The sequence below is a fragment of the Ruegeria sp. BC7 genome (assembly GCF_056539165.1).
Window position 1 is genome coordinate 87938 of sequence record NZ_JBQFUL010000001.1, and the last position, 23489, is coordinate 111426.

Below are 23489 nucleotides of genomic sequence, written 5' to 3' on the forward strand. Positions count from 1 at the left end.
GCAGTGGAACATCCCATGCAGCAAACCCGGCACATAACTTTCATCCTGATCGAGGAGTTCTCGCATCTCGCATTTTCCTGCGCGGTCGAGCCATTGCGGATCGCAAATCTGGTGAGCGAGAAAAAGCTGTATGACTGGACCCTGATCTCAGAGAATGGCGAGCGGGCGATATGCTCGAACGAGTTGGTGACGCTGGTGCACGGTGGGTTGAACGACCTCCCGAAAACGGACCAGTTGTTTGTCTTGTCGGGCATTCACATGCGCAGCCACGTCACCCGCCCCTTGCTGGCTGCGCTCAGGCGCGAGCGCGCGCGAGGGACCGCAATCGGCGCGCTGTGTTCGGGGGCTTGGCTGCTGGCCGAGGCGGGGTTTCTGGATGGGATGCAGGCCGCGATCCATTGGGAATACCACGACGCCTTCATGGAAGCGTTTCCCGAGGTGAACCTTGTTCGCAGTGTGTTTGTCGCAGATGAAAAACACATAACGGCCTCTGGCGGAACTGCGACGGCGGACCTGATGCTGCACTTGATTGAACGCGATCATGGTGAGGAGCTGGCGATCGCAGTGGCCGACCAGATGGTTTACAACGCGGTCCGCAATGCGACCGCCAAACAACGCGTTTCGCTGCAGTCGCGCAACGGGATGCGCAACGCGCATTTGGCCAAGGCCATCCATATCATGCGCGATTGTATCGAAGCGCCTGTGTCGCCGTCTCAGATTGCCGACGATTTGGGGATTTCGACCCGACAGCTCGAGCGGTTGTTCGGAAAGTACCTCAATACGTCGCCCAAGAAGTACTTTATGGAACTGCGTCTTGAGCGCGCTCAGAAACTTCTGTTGCAGACCGAAGCCTCGGTCACCGAGGTGGCGATGGCGTGCGGATTTGAAAATCCGGGTCATTTCTCGCGGGTTTACCGTTCGAGTTTTGGCGTCACTCCGCACGCGCAGAAAAGCAAAATTGACTGAACTTTGGCAGCCGGGGGGAGCTGCTCTGCCCATGGGCGAGTCGGATCGGACAGGCGCTCGTCCCCCTGATCCCGCTCGTACCCCCTCGTTAAAATCTTACTGGTAAACTGACCCGCGGGATAGGATGGTTATACGTTGGGAAATGGGCACAACTATTGCCATATCATGACGGTTTCGTGCGGGAATTGGGCAGGAAAACGGGCCTCTGCCGCATTTTGGTGCATTCTGCGAAAGTCGCGAAAAACCTGCTTTTAATAATCTAAAAGCGGATATGTTTGCGTTAAACGTCGTTTTATGGCATTTTTGTAACTGCCAATAATCGGACAGTGTAAGTGAAATAAGGCAGAAAATAACATTCTAATGAAATTGAATTTTCCTATGTCCTCTTCAGGAATTAGTGCTGGAGGACCACAATGAACCTAGAAACCCAAGACGTCGTAGTGAATCCAGCTTCGCGCGGATTTCCGGTTGAAAAGCGCGAGCATCAAATCTGTCAGGCGTCCAAGGCAGCGGAAGCGGCGTTCGAGCGGATCGCCCGCGCGTCTTCGTTTGGGGCTGGTCTGACAGGGGATTTTCAGAGTCGTGTGTTTACCATTTTCCGCTGGTACTTTCTGTCGGCTTTTTGCACACGCCTTCTTTCAGAATCCGCACATCGGTTAGAGCACCAGACGTTGCAGGTTTCACTGGACATTTACAGCGCAGTCCGAATGGTCCTGACCGACAGCGAGGTGGAAGAGTCCATGGCGCTGGTGCGGATTGAGCGCACTTCACCTTCATTGGTGCGTGCCAACGATATTGGTGCGCGGGGTCACACTGTGGGCTGGGTCGCAGCCGGTTTGCATGAAAAGGGCAGAGAATTTCCGGGTGAGATCGAGAACGCGCTGGCTGGTGCGCTGGCCGCGTCAAATCGCTTGAACTGAGAAAACCCGCCAATACCGCGTCGGTTCGGCGCGACTGTTTACACAAGGCGCTTTCCTTGATTACGGTTCGGATGAGTATTTCCGATTTCTAGTAATTTAGGGTTTGTAGCCATGTCAGAGACGCTGGACCTTCATAAATTTGAAAACCTGAGTCCCTTTGAAATCAAAGACGAACTCATCAAGCTGGCTCAGAAAGAGTCTCGTAAATCTACACTACCTTACTTGAACGCAGGGCGGGGTAACCCGAACTGGATCGCGACAAAGGCGCGCGAAGCGTTTTTTCTGCTTGGCCAGTTTGCGATGACGGAGGCACAGCGGCACCGCAACGAGCCGCAGGTCGGTCTGGCCGGGATGCCTCAGGGTTCGGGGTGCTATGATCGGCTGAAAGCATATTGTGCCGCGCGTGACGGGCGCGACTCACCGCCGGGTGCGGACACGCTGGCTTCTTCCGTTGACTTTGCGATTCAGAAATTCGGTTTCGATCCGGATGACTTCGTGCTGGAGCTGACCGACAGTATCGTTGGTGATCACTATCCCATGCCTGACCGATGCCTCGAACATAATGAGGTGGTCGTGCACGAATACCTGATGTGGGCAATGTGCGCGGGGCATAGGCCGGACGCGAAATTTGACATCTACGCGGTCGAAGGCGGCACGGCCGCAATGTGCTATATTTTCAAGGCGCTCAAGAATCAGAGGCTGCTGAACGCAGGCGACACCATCGCGCTGGGTACGCCGATTTTCACCCCTTACCTGGAAATGCCGGTACTCGAAGATTACGGGTTGAACGTGGTCGATGTGTCTTCGGAGGAGGAGGACCATTTCCAGTTGACGGACGACGACCTTGAACAGTTGGCCGACCCCAAGGTCAAGGCGCTGTTCCTGGTGAACCCGGGCAACCCGTCATCGGTCGCCATCAGCCCTGAGGTTCTGGCCCGGCTGGTAGAGTTCGTCAAAACGCGTCGCCCTGATCTGATCATCCTGACCGATGATGTCTACGGCACTTTTGTTCCCAACTTTCAGTCGGTAATGGGACATCTGCCTGAAAACACGATCGGTGTTTATTCCTACTCCAAGTATTTCGGTTGCACGGGTTGGCGGCTGGGCGCGATCGCCGTTGCGCAGAACAACATCTTTGACAAGATGATTGCCGAGGCTCCGCAAGAGGTCAAAGACGTCGTGAACGCCCGGTACACGCCGCTGACGCCTGATCCCTCCGGCTTTAAGTTCATTGACCGTATCGTCGCCGACAGCCGAGACGTGGCGCTGAATCACACGGCCGGGCTTTCTCTGCCGCAACAGGTGATGATGACGCTGTTTTCGCTGGTTGAGATGATGGATGAGGACAAATCCTATCAGGCGTTCTGCTGGGGCATCCTCAAGCATCGGTTTGACGAACTGGTTGACGGTATTGGGATTGAGGTTCCCGACAACCCTCTTTTCGATCGCTACTATGGCATCATCGACTTTGAGTTCTGGCTGCGCAAATACGTGGGTGATGAGGTGGTCGAGTGGATCAAAGAGAATGTGCACCCGCTGGATATTTCGTTCAAGCTGGCGCAGGACCACGGGATCGTTTTGCTGAACGGGTCCGGCTTTGACGCTCCCAACTGGTCCGCGCGGGTTTCTTTCGCCAATCTGGACGACAGCGCCTATCGTCAGATCGGACGAGCGGTGCGGGCGGTCGCCATAGGATATGTGCAAGCCTACCGCGCGTCTAAAGGTTTGCCGCTGCATGGATGATTAACGTTCAAGGTAGCCCAGCATGGAATTGATCGGTGCAATTTTCGGTGCCCACCCTGAGCTGGCTCTGTTTTGCAGTCTGGCTATCGGCTACGCCCTCGGAAAGATCACGATCGGCTCTTTCACCGTCGGATCGGTGGCGGGCTGTCTACTGGCCGGAGTACTTGTCGGCCAGACCGGGGTTGTTGTGTCGGATGATCTGAAGCAGGCGTTTTTCCTGCTGTTTCTGTTCTCAATCGGCTATCGGACGGGGCCACAGTTCTTTCGGTCTTTGAACCTTGGTGCCTTGCCTCAGATCGCGGTGACGGTGTTGCTGTGTGTCGTGGCGCTTTTTTTGGCGATTTTGCTCGCTCCTTTGATGGGTCTGTCTGTTGGTGTTGCGGCGGGGCTTTTGGCTGGCGGTGCTACCGAAAGCGCGACGCTGGGCGTGGCCATAGACGCCTTCGCCAAGACGGGCGCAGACGAAGCGGCGCAACAGATTTTCGACGCTGAAATCGCGACCGGTTTTGCGGTGGCCTATTTCGTCGGTGTCATCGCGACGATCTTTTTTCACACGCAGCTTGCGCCCCGGTTCTTTGGGCGGTCACTGAAAGAAGCCTGTGCCGAGTATGAGGCCGAACTGGAGGACAGCGATGCGCCGATGGTCCCAAAGCACCGGGATTTCGAGGCCCGAGCCTATCTGATCAACCCCGAATTTGCAGGGCACACTGTGGCCCAGCTTGAGGCGCGCGTGCCCGACCATGTGCGCGCATTCATTGATAGGGTGCGGCGGGGGGACAGAATTCTTCCCACGTCCGGTGACATGGTTCTTGAAAAGGGTGATATCGCTGCAATCGCCGGGATGCGCACGTATCTGATCGATCATGCCGATGTTCTGGGCGAGGAGGTCGAAGACCCCGAATTGTTGGACCTGCCTGTTGAAACCAGCGACATCGTCGTGACCAACAGCGCAGTGGTCAACAAATCAATGGGCGAGCTTTCCACCCGCCCCGAGGCCCGCACGGTCTTTGTGCGCGGTATCATGCGCAGTGGTGAGCGTCTGCCGATCTTTCGAGGCGTAACCCTTCACAAAGGCGATGTGCTGACCGTCTCGGGTACGCGCAGCCATATTGAGGCCGCCGCTGCCAAGCTGGGCTATCTGGATCGTGCAACCAACAAGACGGATATGGTTTTTGTCGCGTTCTTCATCCTGTTGGGCGGGTTGATCGGCATCCCTGCGCTGAAATACGGTGCGATCGAGCTTGGCCTTGGTACGTCAGTAGGCGTGTTGCTCGGAGGTCTGGTCGCGGGTTGGTTGCGGTCAGTACACAGGACATTCGGTTTCGTGCCAGAAGCGACGCTTTGGATTTTCGATTCAGTCGGTTTGTGTGTTTTCGTGGCCTGTGTCGGCATTACCTCTGGTCCCAGCTTTGTGACGGGCGTGCTGGAAAGTGGGCCCTCACTGATATTTGGATCGCTTGCCATCGTTGTTCTTGCCCACGGTGCTGCAATCATCGTCGGGCGCAAGGTTTTCGGGATAAACGAGGGCGTTCTGGCCGGAACATGCTGTGGCGCCGGGACATCTGCGCCAGCACTGGCCGCCGTGCAGGAGGCCGCGCAAAGTCAGGTTCCGACCCTTGGCTATGGGTTGGGTTACGCGGTGGGCAACGTCCTGCTTGCCCTTTGGGGCTCGGTCATCGTGATTGTGCTGATGTGACTTATGGAACGAAAGCCACAACCAGTGGCCCCCAGAGGGTTAGGAATATGTTTGCCACCGCATAGGTCATCGTGAAGGCCGGTGTCGGGGTCGAGTTTCCGGCCTTTTCCAGCAGGGTAGCGAACCCCGGATTGCCCGACCGGGAACCTGTCACCACTGCACAGGCTTCGATCGGGTTGCGGATACGCAGGGCGAAATAGTTGATCGGGAACTGAACGATCATCGGCATCATGGTGACCACAACCCCCAACAGCAAAAGGGTGATGCCATATTGCTGTATCGCCTCAAGCGCTGGCTGGCCCGCATTAAGGCCGACAACGCCGACAAAAACAGCCAGTCCAAAGCTCTGGAGGAAATTCGCGGCACCTCTGTTGATGCCGCCAATCTTGGGCCTGCGAATACGCATGTACCCGATGATCAGGCCAGTCACCAAACAGCCCAGCCCGGACCCCAGCGCCACTTTTGTTCCGGCGATGACAAAGCTGATTTCTCCGATCAGGTAACCAATCGCGATGCCGAACCCAAGCGCAATGAAGTTCGTCACCGAAGCCGCAGGGGGCACATATCCTGCCTGTTTCGCGACGCGGTTCAGATCGTCCTTGTGGCCGACGATGCTGACCTCGTCGCCTGCGTGGATCTCGGTGTTGTGCAGGACAGGAATATCATGGCCCATCCGGGTGATCTTAGAAATGTAGACCCCGCGCCGTTGATCTGCGGAAAGGGCTTCGTGCAGCTCCCGCAGGGTTTTGCCTGCAAGCTCTCTGTTGGTGATAACGACATTGCGACGTTCTTCCACGATCGCCAGTTCGGGCGGGTATTCTCCGACTTCGCCATCGGCGGTGCCGTCAAACTTTGTCAGGGCGGATACCAACCCGGACACGACGATAATGTCGCCTGCATTGATCACGGTGTCCGGCGTTGGCTCAAGTGCGGCACCCTCACGCAGGAAACGCTCGACCACCAGATCGCCGTCATAGTCCCCTTCGATGTCGGCAACGGTCTTGCCAATGGCGGTAGACCCTTGGTTGAGTTGATAGGCACGGGCGTCAAACCGGTTCATGGGAAGAAACTCGCCTTCCTCCAGCTTTTGTCCGCCGCCGCCCAGTTTTTGGGCCAGCTTCAAGGCTTCTTGCCGCAAGTCGCATCGCATGATGATTGGAATGATGCTGACGGCCAGAATGGGTCCGATCGAGCCAAAGATATATGTCACCGAATACCCAACGGCGATATTGGTTTTCAGCTTCTCGGCCTCGTCCGCGGCAAGCCCCAACAGGTCGATGGCATTTCCGGCAGTGCCGATGATGGCCGATTGCGTCAGACCTCCGGCAGCCAGCCCCGCGGCCAGCCCTTTGTCCAGCCCTGCCCATCGCGCCACGACGATAACGAAGAACAACCCCCATAGCGTCATCATGAAGGCCGCCAGCAATTTGGTCAGCGCGGAGCGGTTCAACGCGGCAAAAAACTGTGGGCCACCGTTGTAGCCAACCATGAAGATGAACAGCGAGAAAAAGACGTTCTGAACATCCGTGCTTAGGTTTATCCCACCGATCTGCCCCACGAACACGGCCACAAGCAAAGTTCCGGCAATGCCGCCCAGTTCAAATTTCCCAACCTTGAGCTTGCCCATTCCGTAGCCAAGGCCGAGGCACAAGAACAATGCCATGATCGGGTAGGTGCGAAGTTGTTCGGCCAAAAGATCCATGATCAAATCTCCAGGTTAAATTCGTCATGCCCAAAGCCGGTTTTGGCGTCTCAGGGCACTGAAACTTCATGTAAATTCAGATGGTCGCCGTCGCGTTCGTGTCAGGTAAGCACTCGTCCGGGATTCTGTCAAATCTGGATGGGCTGGCAGTCGGTCGGCGCGGTCAGCCTAAGAGGTCAGAGCACCATTTACACCAGCATGGTTTCCCGAAATGCGCTGCCAGCAGGAACGGGTTTGGCAAGAAATCACATGCTTTTGGCAAGCGCCAACTCCCATGACTGGACTTGGTGCCCCTATTTGCGAGTCACTTTGAAAACAGTAATTCCTGCCATGCGAAAGAAGGGCTTCTTTGGCGTGGTCCAGCTTACGTTGGATTGAGACTCTCAGATGACTGAACATCAAAGAAAGAAAACGCTTCAAATGGCACAGCAATCTATCCTGATGGGGGCAAGCCTATTGTCCCGGCTTGCCGCCGAAGACCGCAGGATAGCAGCGCATGCAGGGGAAAGCATGCAAAGCCGCGACCGCAAAGCCTTTCGCAGATTGGCTCAGGCCGAGGCGTTGGAGGCTGTTGCCGAGGAACTCAAGCGGTTGCAACTGCAGTAACGCGAGACCGGTGATGCGGTGACCTGTGTGTCAGCAGTTCTCGCGTTTGAGCTAGATCAACAAGCGGCTTAGAAAATTCCCTATGCTTTGGCTACTCGACGAAACAGAATTCGTGAGCAAGCATTGGATTGGGCCAGCCGGTAGTTCCATTTAGGAAACATCACAGCAACCCGAATTTAGTCTGGTCATCCGGGCTTCAAAACCGTCGAGTTTTGGAGGAGGAAGAACATGACGACCCGGCGAGATGTATTGAAGGCCATTCCAAGTGTCGGCACAGCTTTTGCGGTGTCCGGCGCAGTATTGCTGGATGACTCTGCGGCGCTTGCGCAAGAAGCTGCGCCGCTAGAAGGACATTTTCACCCGAACGGCAAAGCGCCTTCTCAATACACGTTGGATGTTCTGGACAAGGCGCGCGATGCCCTTCCGTTTTCGGACCGACTGGATTTCGATGAACAGCAGCGCGGTCTGATTGCGGAAATGCCCGACAAAAAGATCATGGCCGATGCGGGGCATGTGGCCTGGGACAAAGAGCGGTTCGATTTCCTTAATTCTGATACGGATTTCGACAGCATACATCCTTCATTGCAGCGAATCTCGCGCCTCAATCAGAATTACGGTCTCTACGAGGTTATTCCGGGCATCTATCAAGTGCGGGGGTTCGACCTGTCGGATATTTCCTTTGTGCGCGGCAAGACCGGATGGATCGTCATTGACCCGTTGGTTTCGGCCGAACCTGCAAGGGCGGCGCTTAACTTCTTTCGAGAGCACGTTGGTGGCGAACTACCCGTGACCGCCGTGATCTATTCCCATTCGCATGGCGACCATTGGGGCGGCGTGCGCGGGGTGGTGGACGAAGCGGATGTACGGGCAGGAAAGGTCGAGATCATCGCCCCACGCGATTTCATGGAGCATACGATCTCGGAAAACGTCTATGCGGGGAACGCGATGAACCGCCGCCTGTTTTACCAATATGGGCTATTGTTGCCTGCTAGCCCTCATGGATATGCGGGGCAGGGGCTTGGGCAGGGTGTGTCTGCGGGCTTGGTCGGTCTGATTGCACCGACGCGCATTGTTGAAGACGACATCGAAGAATTCGAGGTCGACGGGGTTCGCATGATATTTCAGAACACTCCGGGCACCGAAGCGCCGTCCAATATGAACACCTATATTCCTGACATGAAGGCGCTTTGGATGGCCGAGAATGTTACGGCGACGCTTCACAATATCTATACGTTGCGCGGCGCACCTGTCAGGGATCCGCTGAGATGGTCCAAGTATATATCTCGTGCGCTGCACCTCTATGGCGAAGACGCCGAGGTGATGTTCTATTCGCATCATTGGCCCCGCTGGGGAAACGACCGGATTCAGGCGATCCTGCGTGATCAGCGCGACTTGTATGCCCACATGAACAATCAGGTTCTGCACTTCGTGAACACGGGCGTGACCATCAACAGGATACACAACGTCTACGAGCTGCCGCAGAGTTTGCAGGACAAGTGGCACTGCCGCGGCTACCACGGCTCGCCGCAGCACAACAGCCGAGGCGTGGTCCAGCGCTATATCGGGTTCTGGGATTGCAACCCGGCCACGCTTATTCCCTTGTCCCCCGAGGATTCGGCGCCGCTCTATGTTGAAATGATGGGCGGTTCCGAAGCGATCATGACCAAGGGTCGTGAACTGCACGATTCCGGTGAATATCTTCTGGCAAGCGAAATCCTGGACAAGCTCGTCCACGCGGAGCCTAACAATCAGGCCGCCAAGAACCTGCTGGCCGATGTCTATGAGCAGATTGGCTATCAGCAAGAGAATCCGGGGCTTCGGAATTCGTTCCTGTCCGGTGCGTTTGAATTGCGCTCTGGTATTCCCGAAGGGGATATTCCCGATACGTCCAGCCCGGATGTCATTCGCGCCATGTCGACGGAACTGTTTCTGAACTTTCTTGCGATCAAAATGGACAGTCGCAAGGTCGAAGGGCACACATTCGCCATAAACCTCGTGACGCCCGACAATGGCGAGAAGTTTCTGGTCGAACTGCGCAATGCAACACTGACCAATGTCGAAGGGTTCCAATCCGACACACCTGACCTGACACTGACGATCAATCGCAGCGATCTAGAATTGACAATGGCCGGAGAAAAAACGCTGGATGAACAGTTGGCGGACGGCACTGCGACTCTTGATGGCGACGCGACCATGCTTGGGGTGTTGGCGCAGGCCATGGTCGACTTTGACCCGTTCTTCGAGGTTTTGCCGGGAACACGTGATCCAAAGGATGCCGAGGTGTCCTCGGCGGCGTTTGAAGCGGTGACCGGGCTTCCTGCGATAGAATAGCCAGAAGTGGTCTGCGAAAGCTCGGGAAAGCCCCAGTTATTCCCGAGCTTCCAGCAACCCCCATGTTTCGCCGCCAAATCCGCCATTGAACAGGTATTTGAACCTCGACGACATCCCGATGTCTTCCGTGACAGAGGTCAGGCCGTCGCCTTTGTACTCGCCCATGGAGAAAATGAAATATAGCTGCCCCTCGTCGGTTACTTGGCCGACACCTTCAGCCCGTTGCTGGCTTTCGTCATCGGATATTATCGTCCAGTGAAGGCGCACATAATTCGCAAGACCTTCTTCCGCCTGAATCGAGACAATTCCATTGTAGCAACATCGTTCTTCGATATACGCGTTTATCGTGTCGTCGAAATATCCGTCGAAATATCCTTCGATAAAATACGTCCCGACAATGCTTTCCACGTCCTTGATGGGGATAATCTCCAGAGGCGCGCCAGATGCAGCGCCGGAAATAGTATGGCAATCACGGTTCTCGATCGAACCGTCGGGCATCATGGTATTGCAGAGCTTTGCATTCAGAAGCGCCCGCTGGGCAGCCTGAGAATTTTCTTTTTGGGCGGCTTCGTTTTTGCCTTGGCCAGTGTCGTAGAATTCTTCGATGAAACTCGCGTTGCTTAGATCCGCGTCGGTCAGGTCAGCGCCCAGAAACGACGTTCCCAATAGAAACGCATCGTCCAGAAAAGCGCCTTGCAGATCGGCCCAACTTAGGTCCGCGCCATCCAAAAACGCATCTTTGAAATCAGCTTCGCGCAGAAACGTTTCCGAGAAGTCGGCGTTTCGCACGTCAGCCGCCCAAAAGTTCGCACCCTCCAGTGACGCGCCGTGAAAGTTGGCGCGGCGCAAATCCGCGGCCTCTAGATTCGCGCCCCTAAGGAAAGAACATCGCAGCGTCGCACCCGTTAATCCCGCGCCGCGCAACTGCGCATTCACCAGATACGCGCCGGTCAAATCTGCACCGACCAAGTTCGCCGAACTCAAATTGGCCCCGCGAAAGTCCGAACTCACCATAATGGCCGAGGCGAGGTTGGCGTTGCGCAAATCGGCCTCGCGCATATCGACATGTGCCAGTTCGACAGCCTGCAGATCGGCATTGGCAAGAGACACCCCGATCAGCTTTGTGTCTTCCAGAGAAAGGAATGCACGAGCTCCTTTCGTACCGGTCATCTGTGCAGAGCAGTCGCTGCTGCGCGCAGGTGGTTCCATTGCCGCCGTCCGCTTGTGAACGATGAGGTTGGCGTCCTTCAGAAACTGAACGACCAGTCCCTGCCTTTCGCTGTTTATTTCCCTCATGATGGTTTGGGTCTTGGTTCTTGCGATCGCCAAAACTGCGGGTCTGGCCCATGCTTTCCCTAGCGATTGCTCAAGTTGCAATTCACCAATGGCGTCAAAATAGGCTTGCATCGCGCTTGTTTGCAGCCTGCTTTCATCCCTCTCTCGTTGCCTTAGGGTTTCCTGGCGTTGAAGTTCGTTTTGCCGCTTGACCGCGATATCATTCAGCCAGAAACCACCAACCGCCAAGACAAAGGGCACAATCAGCAGGTTCAGAACATCCCATAGCGTCCGTCCCTGAAAACCTGACCAGTTCGCCGTTAGATACGCTCCGCAGGCCGAGCATGTTGTTGCGGATGCATTTGTTAACTCACCGCAATTCGGACATTTGGTCGATTTGGTCGTCCGGGAAGGCAATCCGATACCCATCCACTACTCCCGCTTCTGAGAAACATAGATTTTCGAGACAAGCGTTCTGAAGGGTTATGCCATATTTTCGCGAATCTCGGAAAGTGTTCCGCAATGAGGTGTGTTAGGACCACTGCGCGAACGGCGGTCACGGTTTGTTAGATCGAAAGGTGCGGCGACAAAGCGCAACCGGCAGATTTGGCCGCAAAGCGCACGTCATTGGCGCTTTGGAACATGTCGTCCTGTTGGTGACGTTCCACATCATCTGTGTGATTGGAATGGAGATAGGCGTATGGCGAATATCGAAAGACTGATTCAAGAGCCGACCTTGGCCTCATTGAACGCCAAGATTGCGCAATTGACGCGACAGGGCTGGAGGCCGGTTGGAGGTCCGGTGAAATCAAAGTCGGGCTTTGTGCAGACTGTCCAACGGATATGCTGTATCTGCTGAAGTGTCTGTGCGATCCGAAGAAATCCTGTATGACAGAGGTATCAGGACCGAACCGGATCATCATACAGCGGTGTGGGACAGAGGCTTACGTTATGGTGCCGGTGGTGGATGGAAACCCAGAACGACTAATCGAGGAGCCTATCACCGATGATATATTCCGACATGGTCAAAGACCGTTCGTGGCAATGCGCCACGGAACTGGCGTTAGCTGGTGAGCACGAGCCTGCCGGAAAGATTTTACATGCCTACGGGCTTATGAAAACCGACAGTGATGATCTGGAAACGGTATTGCGACTGATGCGCGAAGCGCGCGACGACGTGAAAGTGCAGCAGAACAGCCAGAAGCCCAAACATCTCGTATTGCATTTTGAAGCTCATTTCACCGAGTGATGCAGGGGCGGCTATGGGTATGCCAAGTTTGCATCATCAAAAAGCGCCGGGCATCCGACACTGACCTGGCTTGCCGACACCGTACCTGCGGTTCAAAGACGGGTCGCGGTCCTTCCACCATACGTTTGCATAAAATCGTGGCCGTTTCAGCCGACCGGATCAGCCTGCATAGTATGTATTGAGCCTGTGTTGCCCTTGGCTGTCCCCCAGACGACAATTTCAGCTTCGTCGCGCTTGGTAATATACATGGCAATGTCGTTGCGCTCTATTACGCGTTCAAGAACGGTCGGGTTAGATACCGCTGGTCCGCGCCGACCTCGGGCAAACTGTTTTGCAATTTCCCGGTTCAACGACCAACTAAGGCCCTCAGGCGCATTTGCCGATTGACCCCGATAGACAGTCATCGTCCGCGGCAAGCCAAGCAAATCCCTAAAGTACCGGTGCCGCGACCAGTACGGACGAAAGCGGGCCATGGCTTCAGCGTATGCTTCGTGGTCGATACGTTCAAAGTCCGACCACGCATCCGCGATGACCTCCCAGAATAACGGGCCTAGCTCGTCTTCAGGCACTTGGGCGTCAGTCGCAGCCTCAATCCAATAGAGCAAGGCGTTAGGTCGGGATGCGCTGTCATGTTTGCGATGTAGATGCTGCAGAAATAATTGCGCGGGGGACTTCATGGTTTTGTCCTCGTCAGAGCAACTAAAAGTGTACAGTATTTCCGTTTTGGAGACAATTGAGTGCTTGGACAGTTGTCAGGCTTTGACTAACTCGAAAAAAACCCAAAAAATTCGGGATATCACACGGAAAGTTTGCCTCAATTCTTCTTGGCCTTGGCCGGTACCATTCGAGAAAATCTGTTCTGTGCCCGCCTTGAATCCTGCGTGAAACTTGGCGGTCTACCTGTCATACGACCCGTAAGCGTAGAAGGTTCCTTACAGAGTAGGCCCACGAGATACGCTGTTGGAGGGCAACTTGTTTTTGGCTGCAATTGGCCCGGCCATGAGTTGATACGCTGCAAATAGAGACAGCATTGCGGCCACAAATTCCGCGGCTTCCTCGAAATGTGACTTGTACACCCAAACACTTGCGCCTTCACCAAGTGTCTTGCTGACGATCGCTACCCCCACGTCTATGTCAATAATCTGCGCGGCAGCTATGAGAGTTAAAGCGGCCGCAATTTGCGGCATCGTGCCGTGGGTAACGATCGCTCTTACAGTCTCTGAGGTTCGGATCATGTACAGCAATAGGCTCGCGGCCAATAAAAATATGACTATCGTGATTGCCAGCCATTGCCCTCGATCACCTACAATTGCCAACGACAATTGCAAAAAGTCATGCACGGCATCAATTTCCACACCGTTTATCACGAACGGTTCCAGCCCTAGATGACGTTCGCCGAAGCTCATTTCGTCAAGAAATGCAACGAAGCACAATATGCCCACGACAACGGCAGTCAGGCCGGCGCCTCTGAGCACGGCAACTGAACACATGACGGCACCAAATAAGAAAGCGAAGGCTCCGGCCATTTCAATGGTCTTGTCTTCCTGCAAGTGACGCTCAACAAAACCGTCGACAGAAAGCGCTAGCCCACAGATCACTGCTGTGCAGCAAAGTGCAAAAAAAAGCCAAAATAGATACTTCTGAAAAAACACTGACAACACAACACTAATTTCAAAACGCCGAGCCTAACACTTTCGAGTAGCTTTGTAAACTCGTGAGCCTCGGCCACGATAGGACAAGTGTGCTTTTGGCGCGCGCGGAATTTAACCCGTGCGACCAACCATAGGGAACAGTGCCATTGCACGTTGGCAATATGCGCCCAGACGATCGCGCACTTGGTGTTCTGGTTTTAGGTGTGTTGAATTATGGTGCTGCTGGAGAGAATTGAACTCTCGACCTCTCCCTTACCAAGGGAGTGGTCGGAATACGACTAGATCCGATCTACCCCTATCAATAAGCATAAAATAAAGAACTTTGCGCGAATTCCCTACGCTTAGCCTACGCTGAGCTACGCGGCATTTGTGTGGGAATGGGGTGTGACAGCCTCTGGTCCCGTGATACTGTATTCAAACTGCCAATGGAGAATGGAATGACCGACCAAACGAACGTGGTTCGCCTTGCGGATCGTAGGGAAAAAGAACCCCGACCCGCCTCGGACAGGGTCAACCTTACAACTTCTCGCATCAAAAGCCTCAAAGCTAACGGCAAGCGCCAGCGCGTCGCCGACAAAGATGTCGTGGGTTTGCACCTCACGATCTCGCCGACCGGCGCGAAGAGCTTTCTGGTCAGAACGCGGATCGGCAAAGGCCGAGGTGCAGTGATCGATGTGACAATCGGCAAGGCAGACGTTGTCTCTTTGGCGGAGGCGCGCGGTCGTGCGAAAGAAATACTCGCTCAGGCCCGTCTGGGGATCGACCCCCGACAGACTGCGAGCAAAGAGATATCCGTATCTGACTTGGTCGAGAGATTTCTGGAACGTCAGCGAGAGCGTGGCATTTCGCGTATCGACAATCAGGAACGTTGTCTTGTTCGGCTGACCCAAGGGCTGCTGCAAACGCCTGCCCAGCACGTGACCCAGTACCAATGGGATACTGCGTTGAACCGCATCCACCGCAAGTATGGCCTCAGCGCTGCCGTGGATGCTCGGAAGTTCGGTAGGTCGATGATGAACTGGGCCAATGGTGCGGGCCTTGTTCGCAACTCGGAATTCCTGCTGATCCCCGTGATCGAACCGACCCGTGCGGAAATGATTGAAACAGAAGCACGTAAAGGCAATCGCTGGACCCTTCGTCAAAAGGACTGGGCTAGCTTCTGGGAAGCCGCGAGTAAACTTGGCGATGAGGTATTCGCCGGGTACCTGCGAGCATTGGCATTGACCGGTCTGCGCCGTAACGAAGCGGCACAGGCTCTTTGGTCGGATGTCGATCTAGTCAATCGTGTTTGGACCATCCCTGCTTGGAACACCAAAACTGCTGCTGCTCGTGTCGTCTACATGGACGACTTGTTGGTCAGCGTGTTGGAGCAGTTGCCTCGAACGGGGGACCTTGTGTTCGCAGGTCGTGGCGGCGTTGTCATTTCAGGCTGGACACAGCGGGTGGCCAAGTTCAGTACGATCTACGGTGAGCAGATCGCCCTTCACGGTCTACGTCGCGGTGTCAAAACAGCATTGTCGGAATTGCGTGTAGCGCAAGATGTTCGTGATCTTGCACTGGGCCATTCCCGCAAGGGGCTCGACGCCTTGTATGACAAGTCTGAGTTGGAAGACCTCCGCCGTGACGCGCAGCGCCAACTGGAGCAGGCATGGCAGGAGGCGATCCGATGAACAAATTCGGCCCCGGCAATCTGATCGATCCGCGTTTGCTTGAAGAGTTTCGCAATAAGGTCAGGCGTATGGGCAACCTTTCTCCCGAGGAGAAAGGGTTGGCGATTGCGAGCGAGGTCATGCCTCTGTTGAAGGGGTTGTTCCCTGATCTGTATATGAGCCATGAGCTAGACCCTTACTTCCTGAGGTTTGGCAACGCTGTGGATGTTGATACGACTGACGTCCACGGCGGGAACGACGCTAAAACCTCCTCCGAAACACTGATGATGTTCTTGGGGGCAAACGCTGATGCGCTGCACAAAGCCACTGGGTTGTCTCTGGCGAAATCAGCGCTTCGTGTATCGGACTGGGCGACAAAGGGCGGTGACATAGCCGTAAACGGTAGGAAGGTAGGCCTGTCCAAACACACAATCAAGAATTGGATGGCGGGCGGGAACGGGTCCAGTTACATCTCTGGTGAGCTTGCAGACTGGCTGGAAGATCAACAAATGGATCATATCCGAGGTGCGCCATATCACCCACAGACCCAAGGCAAGATCGAGCGCTGGCATCAAACTCTCAAGAACCGCATCTTATCGCAAAACTATTATCTGCCCGGCGACCTCCAACAACAGATCGACGCCTTCGTCGAGCATTACAATCACCGTCGCTACCACGAAAGCCTACAAAACCTCACGCCGGCTGATGTCTACTTCGGGCGCGGGCAGACCATGCTGAAACAACGCGAAAGGATCAAACGGAAGACAATCGAAACAAGGCGCTTGCTTCACCGAAAATCCGCCGCATAATCGGAAAAACCAGATGGGCCAGATCCTCTCTTAGCTATGGCCGCCTTCTGTACCAAAACCCCTGACGACGGACACTGGCAACATTCGTCTGCTCTCAATCAAAATAAAGGCAATTCATATGGACTTGACTGTACTCATGAAAGACCTGCAGCAACGACGCGACGAGTTGAAACTGCAACTGCACCTTGCGTCGAAAGAAGCTGAGGATGAATGGACAGAGCTTCAGGCCGAATGGGACAAGTTTCTTACAAAAGCCGAGTTCGAAAAGTCCGCTGAGGAAGTTGGAGAAGCGGCACGCGATCTCGGCCTCAAAATGAAGGCCGCGTATGACAAGATGAAAAAGGCAACCTGATCAAGCAGGCTATTGGGTGATTCAGTGCGGCCTCAAACCCGGCTGCCAGCCCGCCAGAAGTTTCATAACTTTGGGCCCAACAATAATGCGATGGGTCTCGCAGAAGGATCCGCGGCCGAACCAAAGGAGACCGAACGATGAACCTGGTCGCAATTCTCATGAAAGATGTTGAAGCGGCGCGCTCCGCGCGTGGCAAAATTGCGGGATTAACCAGAAAGGCGCTTGTTCAGTTAGAAGACGCGGTTGTCGTCTACACTGAAGATGGCGAAATCAAACTTGATCAGACCGTCAACATGACGAAATTCGGGGCTCTGGGCGGTCTTTGGGTCGGTGTGGTTATCGGTGGCGCTATTGGTCTGATGAGCGGGAATCCAGCGCTATTGGCTGCAAGCGGTGTGTTTGGGTCACTCACAGGTGCCGTTGGAGGATCGGTCGCTGATCGTGGCATTCCGGATGATTTTATGAAGAAAACAGCACGATCATTGGAAGATGGTCGTGCCATACTTTTCCTATTGGGTGGAACCGAGAACCCAGAAATGGTTCTTGAAAAGCTGTCTGCTTTTGAGGGTGAGGTGCTGATATCGGATTTCTCTGACGATGTCGTGCAACAGATCAACGATGCTCTTAAGTCAGTATAATCCGCAGGTGTGTTCATCAAAACGATGATCGTTTAGCCATCATACAACGACACCACGGCTGCAGGAAAAAGCTCTTGCCAGTACGTTTTCGGCTCAAGTCTCTGACAGGACTGCCGAATAGGTTACGGAGGGCTCTTCAGCTTCCGGTCCAGCGCCATTTCAATCGCTATAAGCCGGGACGGATGTAGTTGAGGATGGCGGAAATGGTTGCATTGGACAAAGAGCTGACTGCCATGGAAGACGAACTGGACGAAGCCGCTGAAGAAATGGCGACAGACATCCAAGAAAGTATCGACAAGACCAAATCAAAGGTCAAAGAAGCAAATGACCGCATTGACGCTCGGCTAGAGGAGATCGACGCGGAGTTCGATGCTAGGTTGGATGCAATTGACCAGCAAATCGACTCGGCGACAGAAAATTCGAAAGCTCGGTTCCAAAAGAGAAAAGCAGAGATACAAGAGGAATACTCTCACAGAAAAGCTCTTTTGAGCAAAGCAGCCAAGCTGGCAGGTGAGGCACTCGGCTAACGGGCCAACGAACCCGCCAAATTCTAAAGCGGGTTCGACACAGCCGTTTGCTGGAGTTACAAATCGAATTTATGGAAGAAAACAGTTTTCGAGAGCCACTTTCCACTTACGGTGATGCTCTGTCACGGTGGTGGAGCTCAGTAGATCATCCCGCGGCCCTTGCCGCGATCGTGTTTTGTGCGGCGGTTTTGGTTTTTCGTCGTGCACTGGCCATGGTGGTGGTTTCAGCGCTCAATGCATTGCTGTCAAACTTATCTTCCGAGATTGGTGAAGCGACGCGTGAACGCCTCGTTTCGGCTACTCAAGTACTTCTTGTAGCCCTATCGATTTTCCTTGTCTCTGAAGCTCTGGAACTTCCCGAGTTTACAGGTGGCCTCTTTAGGAGCGTTCTAGCGACCGCTGCCATAGTGGCTGTGTTTGCAACTTGGTATGAACTAGCGGGTAACTTTGTTTCAATCTTAAAAACAGGTGAGTTTCAGGATGTAACCCTTGAGGCCGACTGGACCACTAGAGTTACTCGCTTCGCCATTTTTATCTTTGGACTTACTGCGATATTGAAGGTCTGGAACGTCGACATTAGTGGAGCTCTTACTGGCGTCGGTGTTTTGGGCGCAGGGCTTGCGATCGCTGCACAGGACTTAGTACGGAATTTGATCGCGGGAATGACCAACCAAAGCGAGGCTCGATTTGTCACCGGAGACGCCATAGAAGTTGATGGCAAGTTTCTGGGGACGGTTAAAAAGATCGATCTGCGTTCCACACTCGTGGTTGGCTTCGACCAAGTGCCCCGCCATGTTCCGAATGCTGATCTGTCAAATTCTGTTGTTAAAAATTACTCAAGAATGCAGCACAGGCGTATCCTGATTTCAATTCCACTTGTTCTTTCGTCGTCCCGTGACCAAATTGAAAAAGTTAGACGTGATTTGAGTGAGTTCTTGAAGAACAGTGGGGCCTTCTCACTCGATGATGATGCTCCCAAGTACGTTAACGTATCGGGTATCAGCAACAGTTCCATCGACATTCAGTTCTATGCCTGGACGAAGTCTGGTACTTATTCAGACTATCTGGAAACAAGTGAACGCCTTGCCCTAGAAGTTTTAGAGACTGTCGCAAGGGCAGGCACCGCGCTAGCCTACCCCACCCAAACGATACATATGGCAGAGCACGCAGGAAAAAGCTGAAGCCAAACGAACTGGTGGCTAACGAGCCATTTTCATTTTGCAGAACAACTTCGTCTCTGCGCTCTTTGGTTCATTTAGTTCTTTCGCTACCTCATCCTCCAAAAATGCACGGGTGCTTATTTCAGTCATTTCATCCGCGTCCGAATTTGTTGGCGTCTGGACGTCGGAGTTGCCAGACTGGTCGGACAGTGGCCCCCAAACTGCGCGAAGTGCCCCAGCCGATTAAGCGATGTTGTATTTTGTATGCATAACGTGTTCAATTTGAGACAAGTTTACCAATAGGACTCAATTGTTTGGACCCAACTCGCGAAGACAATACAAAAGTGCCGATTTGGTTCCTCACGATGGTCACTATCGCTCTCGTGATTTGCGCTCTGTGGTTCGGGCGCGGGTTTCTCATTCCTCTTGCGGTAACGGGTCTTCTTTATATTCTCACCTCTGCGCTTGTTGATAAGATTCAGCACACCAGTTTGATTGGCTGGTCGCCACCCGGCTGGTTAGCTCAACTTCTGAGCACGGTTTTGATAGTCGGAGCGGTCGTTCTTCTGGGTCTTGTTGCCGCTTCATCAGCGGATGATGTTCAAGACGCGTTGCCAAGATACCGGGAGCGCTTCTCAATTTTGTCGGAACAACTGGAAGGTTTTCTCGGACCCAAGATCGTGATCGCAATCCAACAAGCCATGGAGCAAGCCGATGTAGGGCGTTGGTTTACTGCAGCAATGAGCGGAGTGGGCGGAGCACTTTCAATGCTTGGCCTTATAACGCTCTATTTGATCTTCTTGACTGCTGAACGACTAGCTTGGGCTACTAAATTGCCACTTTTGGCTTCTGGGGAGGAAGAGGCACATCGCGCCAAGAAAGTGCTTTCGAGAATTTCCAATGGCGTGAAGCAGTATATGTGGGTGAATGCAGTAACAAGTGCCATGAGCGGCGTTGTTGCATTCGCCATTTTTTCGTGGGTTGGCTTGGACTTTGCGCCACTACTTGCACTGACCGTGTTTGTAGCCGGCTTCATTCCAAACATTGGGGCGTTCATCGCAATTGCGCTGCCCTCTCTCGTTGCTCTGATCCAATTCGATACTATGAGGCCGTTTTTAATCGTGTTGATTGGCTATGGCCTTGCGGATCAGTTCATCGCCAATGTCATACAGCCGAAAATGCAAGGTCGCTCTCTGAACCTCAGCACGTTCATGGTAATGGTCGCTCTTACTTTCTGGGCCACTGTCTGGGGCGGGATCGGCGCGTTTTTAGCGATACCGATGACGGTAATCGTTATGGTTTTTTGTGCAGAAATCCCCGCAACACGGTGGATCGCAATAGTTCTGTCAGCGGATGGTCAATTACTGGAAGAGCAGACTGTTGCTTCAAAAAAGAATAATCAATCGGTGTTGTCGCATATAGGCCAATCCAAAAAACGCCAAGAGTTTGAAGAGGAAATTGAGCAACTTCGCGCAGACTTCGACAGTAGAGATAAATAGTCTACGCTTAACAGGGGCGCGACTATATCGATGAAGTTCTCTACCAGTGTCAAAACGGCGGCCAGGTTGTCAAATTTTTTAAGCCACCATTATTTGCCCCTGTAATCGATTGAACGTGGCTGCAGCGATGACGGCGAGTAATGGATCAGCAAACAGTGGTTGAACCGTGCATGCAAGTGTTTGGAGGGTATCGCAGTCAAGCGTTTGGCTTTTGGTTCGGATCTCAATTCCAATCCCAAATTAGCAAAACTGTAGCGCTGCGAGAGTATACAGAACTTTGAATTTAAACTAATACTTACATCATTAAATAAGTTCTGGCCCGCAGCGATAGGAGAGATTGACATGGCTGATATTGCGAAATGGATGGATGATCTCAAGCAAACACGTGACGAGCTTCGTTTGCAACTTCATCTTGGTGCGAAAGAAGCAGAGGATGAATGGGAAAGCCTTATGCGTGACTGGGACTCGTTCTTGAGTAAGTCTCAGTTCGAAAAGTCCGAAGATGAAGTCGGAGAAGCGGCCCGCGAGCTGGGTCTGAAGATGAAGGCCGCCTACGAACGTATGAAGAAAGCAGTTTAGTCTGCGGAAACAAGCGAGGATCACTAAACGCGAAAAGTTTTGAAAAACTCAAACGTATGGCGTGGCTACGTCATTTTAATTGAGGTGTTCTGAGCGAGATAGTCTCAATCGCGTAGTGTCCTTGCAAAATTGCCATCTCGACGATTGTTCATTTCTTAACCGCAAGGGACAGGCGATCAGATCGCGCGCCGTCGTCTTGCGGTGGCACGCTATCAATCTGGCTTAGTGGTTTTGCTATGCTTGTTGCAGTGATTGGCCTATTTTTTGGGAACGTTGCCTGTTCTTCTGTCTGGGCGATAACTACGGGAAAGCGCTGGGCGGCGGAATCCTTGCTGTTTGAGCCTGGATCTTGCTGTCGTCCCGGTGCTTGTCGCGCCTCGAATGAGCGCTGAACGAGAACCGGAACCTGTCATTGAATTTCGCGATCTCGCAATGGACGATATCAAGGCGGCATAGTCGGAATGGCTGGGTGAGGCAAAGCATCTGGAAGAAAATGTGCGGCGTATTGCCTCCTATCCGTTTGGCGCTGTGGAATCGACTCTGCTTGGCCCGCTTTTTTCAACGACGGCGAAGTCTCTCTACAAGAAGGTGCAAACTACCAATCACAACAAAGGCGAAACTAGTCGGGACAAGGGAGCACCAATTCTGATACGTTTTGGTTGCTGCGACAGCCTTTTCGAAAGTTCGAAGGAACGTTCGAAATCAGCTTCAAACATCGCTTCTAGTTGTGATGCAGCACTATCATCAAAGTAAACCGCCATGGCTTCAAAGTTCAATCGAAACGACCGGTTATCCATGTTCATGGTTCCGACAACTGCAAGCGTATCGTCAACAAGTACGACCTTTTGATGCATGAAACCCGCATCATAGCGCATCACTTTGACTCCTACGTCGCGGATCTCGTCAAAGTATGCGAAGGCAGCCAACCAAGGAACGGTATGGTCTATGACCTCCGGGACCAATATACGCACATCTAGGCCGCGTAGCGCCGCTAGTTTAAGCGCGGTCAGAATATCGATATCTGGCACAAAATAAGGAGATGCAATCCACACTCGTTTCTTAGCTTCAGCGATGCAGGATATGAAGAACATGGCCCCTGTTTCCAGTTCGTCACCCGGACCAGTAGCGACCAAAAGTGATGTCATGTCAGCTTTATCTCGATCGGCATTCCAATTCAGGTCATCGATCAGTATTTCGTCTGTTGCCCAGTGCCAGTCTTCCACGAAAATCAACTGAAGCTGGGAAACTACTGGGCCAGTCATCTGAACATGTGTGTCGCGCCAATTACCAAAACGTGGATCGAGTCCTTTGTACTCGTCTCCGAAATTCAAACCACCCGTGAAGCCCACATGACCGTCGACAACTACTGTTTTGCGGTGATTGCGAAAATTGAGCTGAAAACGGTACTTCGGCCCCCTTGTCGACTTCGGATCGACGAACTCTACCCCTGCTGACTTTAAGCGCTGAAAATAGGTGGGAGGAAGCTTTTTGCTTCCTACAGCATCGACCATGAAGCGGACCGACACCCCTCGTTCAGCGGCATTGATCATGTGATCGCAAAGGGCTCGGCCAACGCCATCATCGTTGACGATATAGGATTGGACAAGCACGTATGATTTTGCAGTATCAATCGCCTTGAAAATCGCTGAGAACGTCTCCTCACCATCTATGAGAAGCTGAAAACCATTTCCGTCTACTCCGGGTAGTTCTGCGATCTTTTCAAAAAGTGTTGTGTCGTTCTTGGGTTTGGACTTAGGCCTATGTTGTTCGCGATAAGTCGCCACACCTTCAAGAACCTGTTCGCTTGAGGCACGACTTATTTCATAGCCACGATATTTGTGGTGTCCAAGAAACAGATAAAGCGGCACACCAAGGTAAGGTGCTGTTACAAGAAAGATTGCCCAACCGATCGCGCCTTGAGGAGTACGCGCCGTCTGGATAGCGCGCCACGCGAAAACAATCGCAATGACCTCTGACGCGATGAGTGCAATAATCAAAACCGTGCCGAGCATTTCATCGCCCATTCCATAGACAGGGGAAAGCCTGACTGAGTTACCCTCGGGCCAAAGCTATGTGAGTTTCCCATTCGTAACAACTTTTGGGCCCTCCGTCTGGTCTTGTCAGACGAACTTTTGT

At 53.4% G+C, this 23489-nt stretch carries 19 protein-coding genes and 1 pseudogene; 15 read left to right on the forward strand and 5 right to left on the reverse strand.

Features of this window, described 5'->3' with window-relative positions; all coding sequences use genetic code 11:
* Positions 1–15 precede the first annotated feature (15 nt).
* The 4 genes from ACR0KS_RS00295 (at position 16) to ACR0KS_RS00310 (ending at position 5325) form a co-directional block, all read left to right on the forward strand.
* Positions 16–966 (forward strand): GlxA family transcriptional regulator, encoded by a 951-nt coding sequence (locus ACR0KS_RS00295; protein ID WP_170385911.1) that lies wholly within the window; start codon positions 16–18, stop codon positions 964–966.
* A gap of 413 nt (positions 967–1379) precedes the next feature.
* The gene (locus ACR0KS_RS00300; protein WP_170485676.1) at positions 1380–1886 is read left to right on the forward strand and encodes a hypothetical protein; all 507 of its coding nucleotides are present in this window, start codon (positions 1380–1382) and stop codon (positions 1884–1886) included.
* 111 nt (positions 1887–1997) lie between these two features.
* Complete coding sequence (locus ACR0KS_RS00305) at positions 1998–3629, forward strand: bifunctional aspartate transaminase/aspartate 4-decarboxylase (protein ID WP_170567899.1); 1632 nt, start codon at positions 1998–2000, stop codon at positions 3627–3629.
* A 22-nt stretch (positions 3630–3651) separates the two neighbouring features.
* Positions 3652–5325: an aspartate-alanine antiporter-like transporter gene (locus ACR0KS_RS00310; protein ID WP_170567900.1), complete on the forward strand. Its 1674-nt coding sequence runs from the start codon at positions 3652–3654 to the stop codon at positions 5323–5325.
* 1 nt (position 5326) lies between these two features.
* Here the strand turns inward: ACR0KS_RS00310 and aspT are convergent, their stop codons facing one another.
* On the reverse strand, positions 5327–7027 hold the full coding sequence (aspT, locus tag ACR0KS_RS00315) for an aspartate-alanine antiporter (RefSeq protein WP_170567901.1): 1701 nt from the start codon (positions 7025–7027) through the stop codon (positions 5327–5329).
* Between the two features lie 420 nt (positions 7028–7447).
* Between aspT and ACR0KS_RS00320 the strand changes: the two genes are divergently transcribed.
* Both ACR0KS_RS00320 and ACR0KS_RS00325 read left to right on the forward strand, forming a co-directional pair.
* Positions 7448–7633 carry a hypothetical protein gene (locus ACR0KS_RS00320; RefSeq protein ID WP_170385485.1) on the forward strand — a complete coding sequence of 62 codons (186 nt, stop codon included), beginning with the start codon at positions 7448–7450 and terminating at the stop codon, positions 7631–7633.
* Positions 7634–7861: 228 nt separating this feature from the next.
* A complete protein-coding gene (locus ACR0KS_RS00325) occupies positions 7862–9964 on the forward strand; it encodes an alkyl sulfatase dimerization domain-containing protein (protein WP_170567902.1) in 2103 nt (700 codons plus the stop codon).
* Between the two features lie 36 nt (positions 9965–10000).
* Here the strand turns inward: ACR0KS_RS00325 and ACR0KS_RS00330 are convergent, their stop codons facing one another.
* On the reverse strand, positions 10001–11668 hold the full coding sequence (locus ACR0KS_RS00330; RefSeq protein ID WP_170567903.1) for a pentapeptide repeat-containing protein: 1668 nt from the start codon (positions 11666–11668) through the stop codon (positions 10001–10003).
* Between the two features lie 577 nt (positions 11669–12245).
* Between ACR0KS_RS00330 and ACR0KS_RS00335 the strand changes: the two genes are divergently transcribed.
* Complete coding sequence (locus ACR0KS_RS00335) at positions 12246–12488, forward strand: hypothetical protein (RefSeq protein WP_170567904.1); 243 nt, start codon at positions 12246–12248, stop codon at positions 12486–12488.
* A 146-nt stretch (positions 12489–12634) separates the two neighbouring features.
* Here ACR0KS_RS00335 and ACR0KS_RS00340 read toward each other — a convergent pair whose 3' ends face one another.
* Both ACR0KS_RS00340 and ACR0KS_RS00345 read right to left on the reverse strand, forming a co-directional pair.
* Complete coding sequence (locus tag ACR0KS_RS00340; protein ID WP_170567905.1) at positions 12635–13165, reverse strand: hypothetical protein; 531 nt, start codon at positions 13163–13165, stop codon at positions 12635–12637.
* Between the two features lie 255 nt (positions 13166–13420).
* Positions 13421–14038: a hypothetical protein gene (locus ACR0KS_RS00345; RefSeq protein ID WP_170567906.1), complete on the reverse strand. Its 618-nt coding sequence runs from the start codon at positions 14036–14038 to the stop codon at positions 13421–13423.
* Positions 14039–14577: 539 nt separating this feature from the next.
* Here ACR0KS_RS00345 and ACR0KS_RS00350 point away from each other — a divergent pair.
* The 8 genes and pseudogenes from ACR0KS_RS00350 to ACR0KS_RS00385 all read left to right on the forward strand — a co-directional run bounded on the left by ACR0KS_RS00350 (position 14578) and on the right by ACR0KS_RS00385 (position 21353).
* Complete coding sequence (locus tag ACR0KS_RS00350; RefSeq protein ID WP_170567907.1) at positions 14578–15810, forward strand: integrase family protein; 1233 nt, start codon at positions 14578–14580, stop codon at positions 15808–15810.
* A 434-nt stretch (positions 15811–16244) separates the two neighbouring features.
* A pseudogene (locus ACR0KS_RS00355) lies at positions 16245–16598 on the forward strand (integrase core domain-containing protein); the annotation flags it as partial.
* Between the two features lie 118 nt (positions 16599–16716).
* On the forward strand, positions 16717–16950 hold the full coding sequence (locus ACR0KS_RS00360; RefSeq protein WP_170567908.1) for a hypothetical protein: 234 nt from the start codon (positions 16717–16719) through the stop codon (positions 16948–16950).
* A gap of 137 nt (positions 16951–17087) precedes the next feature.
* On the forward strand, positions 17088–17588 hold the full coding sequence (locus tag ACR0KS_RS00365; protein ID WP_170422174.1) for a DUF1269 domain-containing protein: 501 nt from the start codon (positions 17088–17090) through the stop codon (positions 17586–17588).
* Between the two features lie 203 nt (positions 17589–17791).
* Positions 17792–18115: a hypothetical protein gene (locus ACR0KS_RS00370; protein WP_170422171.1), complete on the forward strand. Its 324-nt coding sequence runs from the start codon at positions 17792–17794 to the stop codon at positions 18113–18115.
* Positions 18116–18162: 47 nt separating this feature from the next.
* Positions 18163–19296 (forward strand): mechanosensitive ion channel family protein, encoded by a 1134-nt coding sequence (locus ACR0KS_RS00375; RefSeq protein ID WP_170567909.1) that lies wholly within the window; start codon positions 18163–18165, stop codon positions 19294–19296.
* A 293-nt stretch (positions 19297–19589) separates the two neighbouring features.
* Positions 19590–20774: an AI-2E family transporter gene (locus ACR0KS_RS00380; protein ID WP_170567910.1), complete on the forward strand. Its 1185-nt coding sequence runs from the start codon at positions 19590–19592 to the stop codon at positions 20772–20774.
* A 342-nt stretch (positions 20775–21116) separates the two neighbouring features.
* Positions 21117–21353 (forward strand): hypothetical protein, encoded by a 237-nt coding sequence (locus tag ACR0KS_RS00385; RefSeq protein ID WP_170422163.1) that lies wholly within the window; start codon positions 21117–21119, stop codon positions 21351–21353.
* A 602-nt stretch (positions 21354–21955) separates the two neighbouring features.
* Here ACR0KS_RS00385 and cls read toward each other — a convergent pair.
* Positions 21956–23377, reverse strand: a complete 1422-nt coding sequence (gene cls, locus ACR0KS_RS00390; protein ID WP_245223189.1) for a cardiolipin synthase — start codon at positions 23375–23377, stop codon at positions 21956–21958.
* Between the last annotated feature and the right edge of the window lie 112 nt (positions 23378–23489).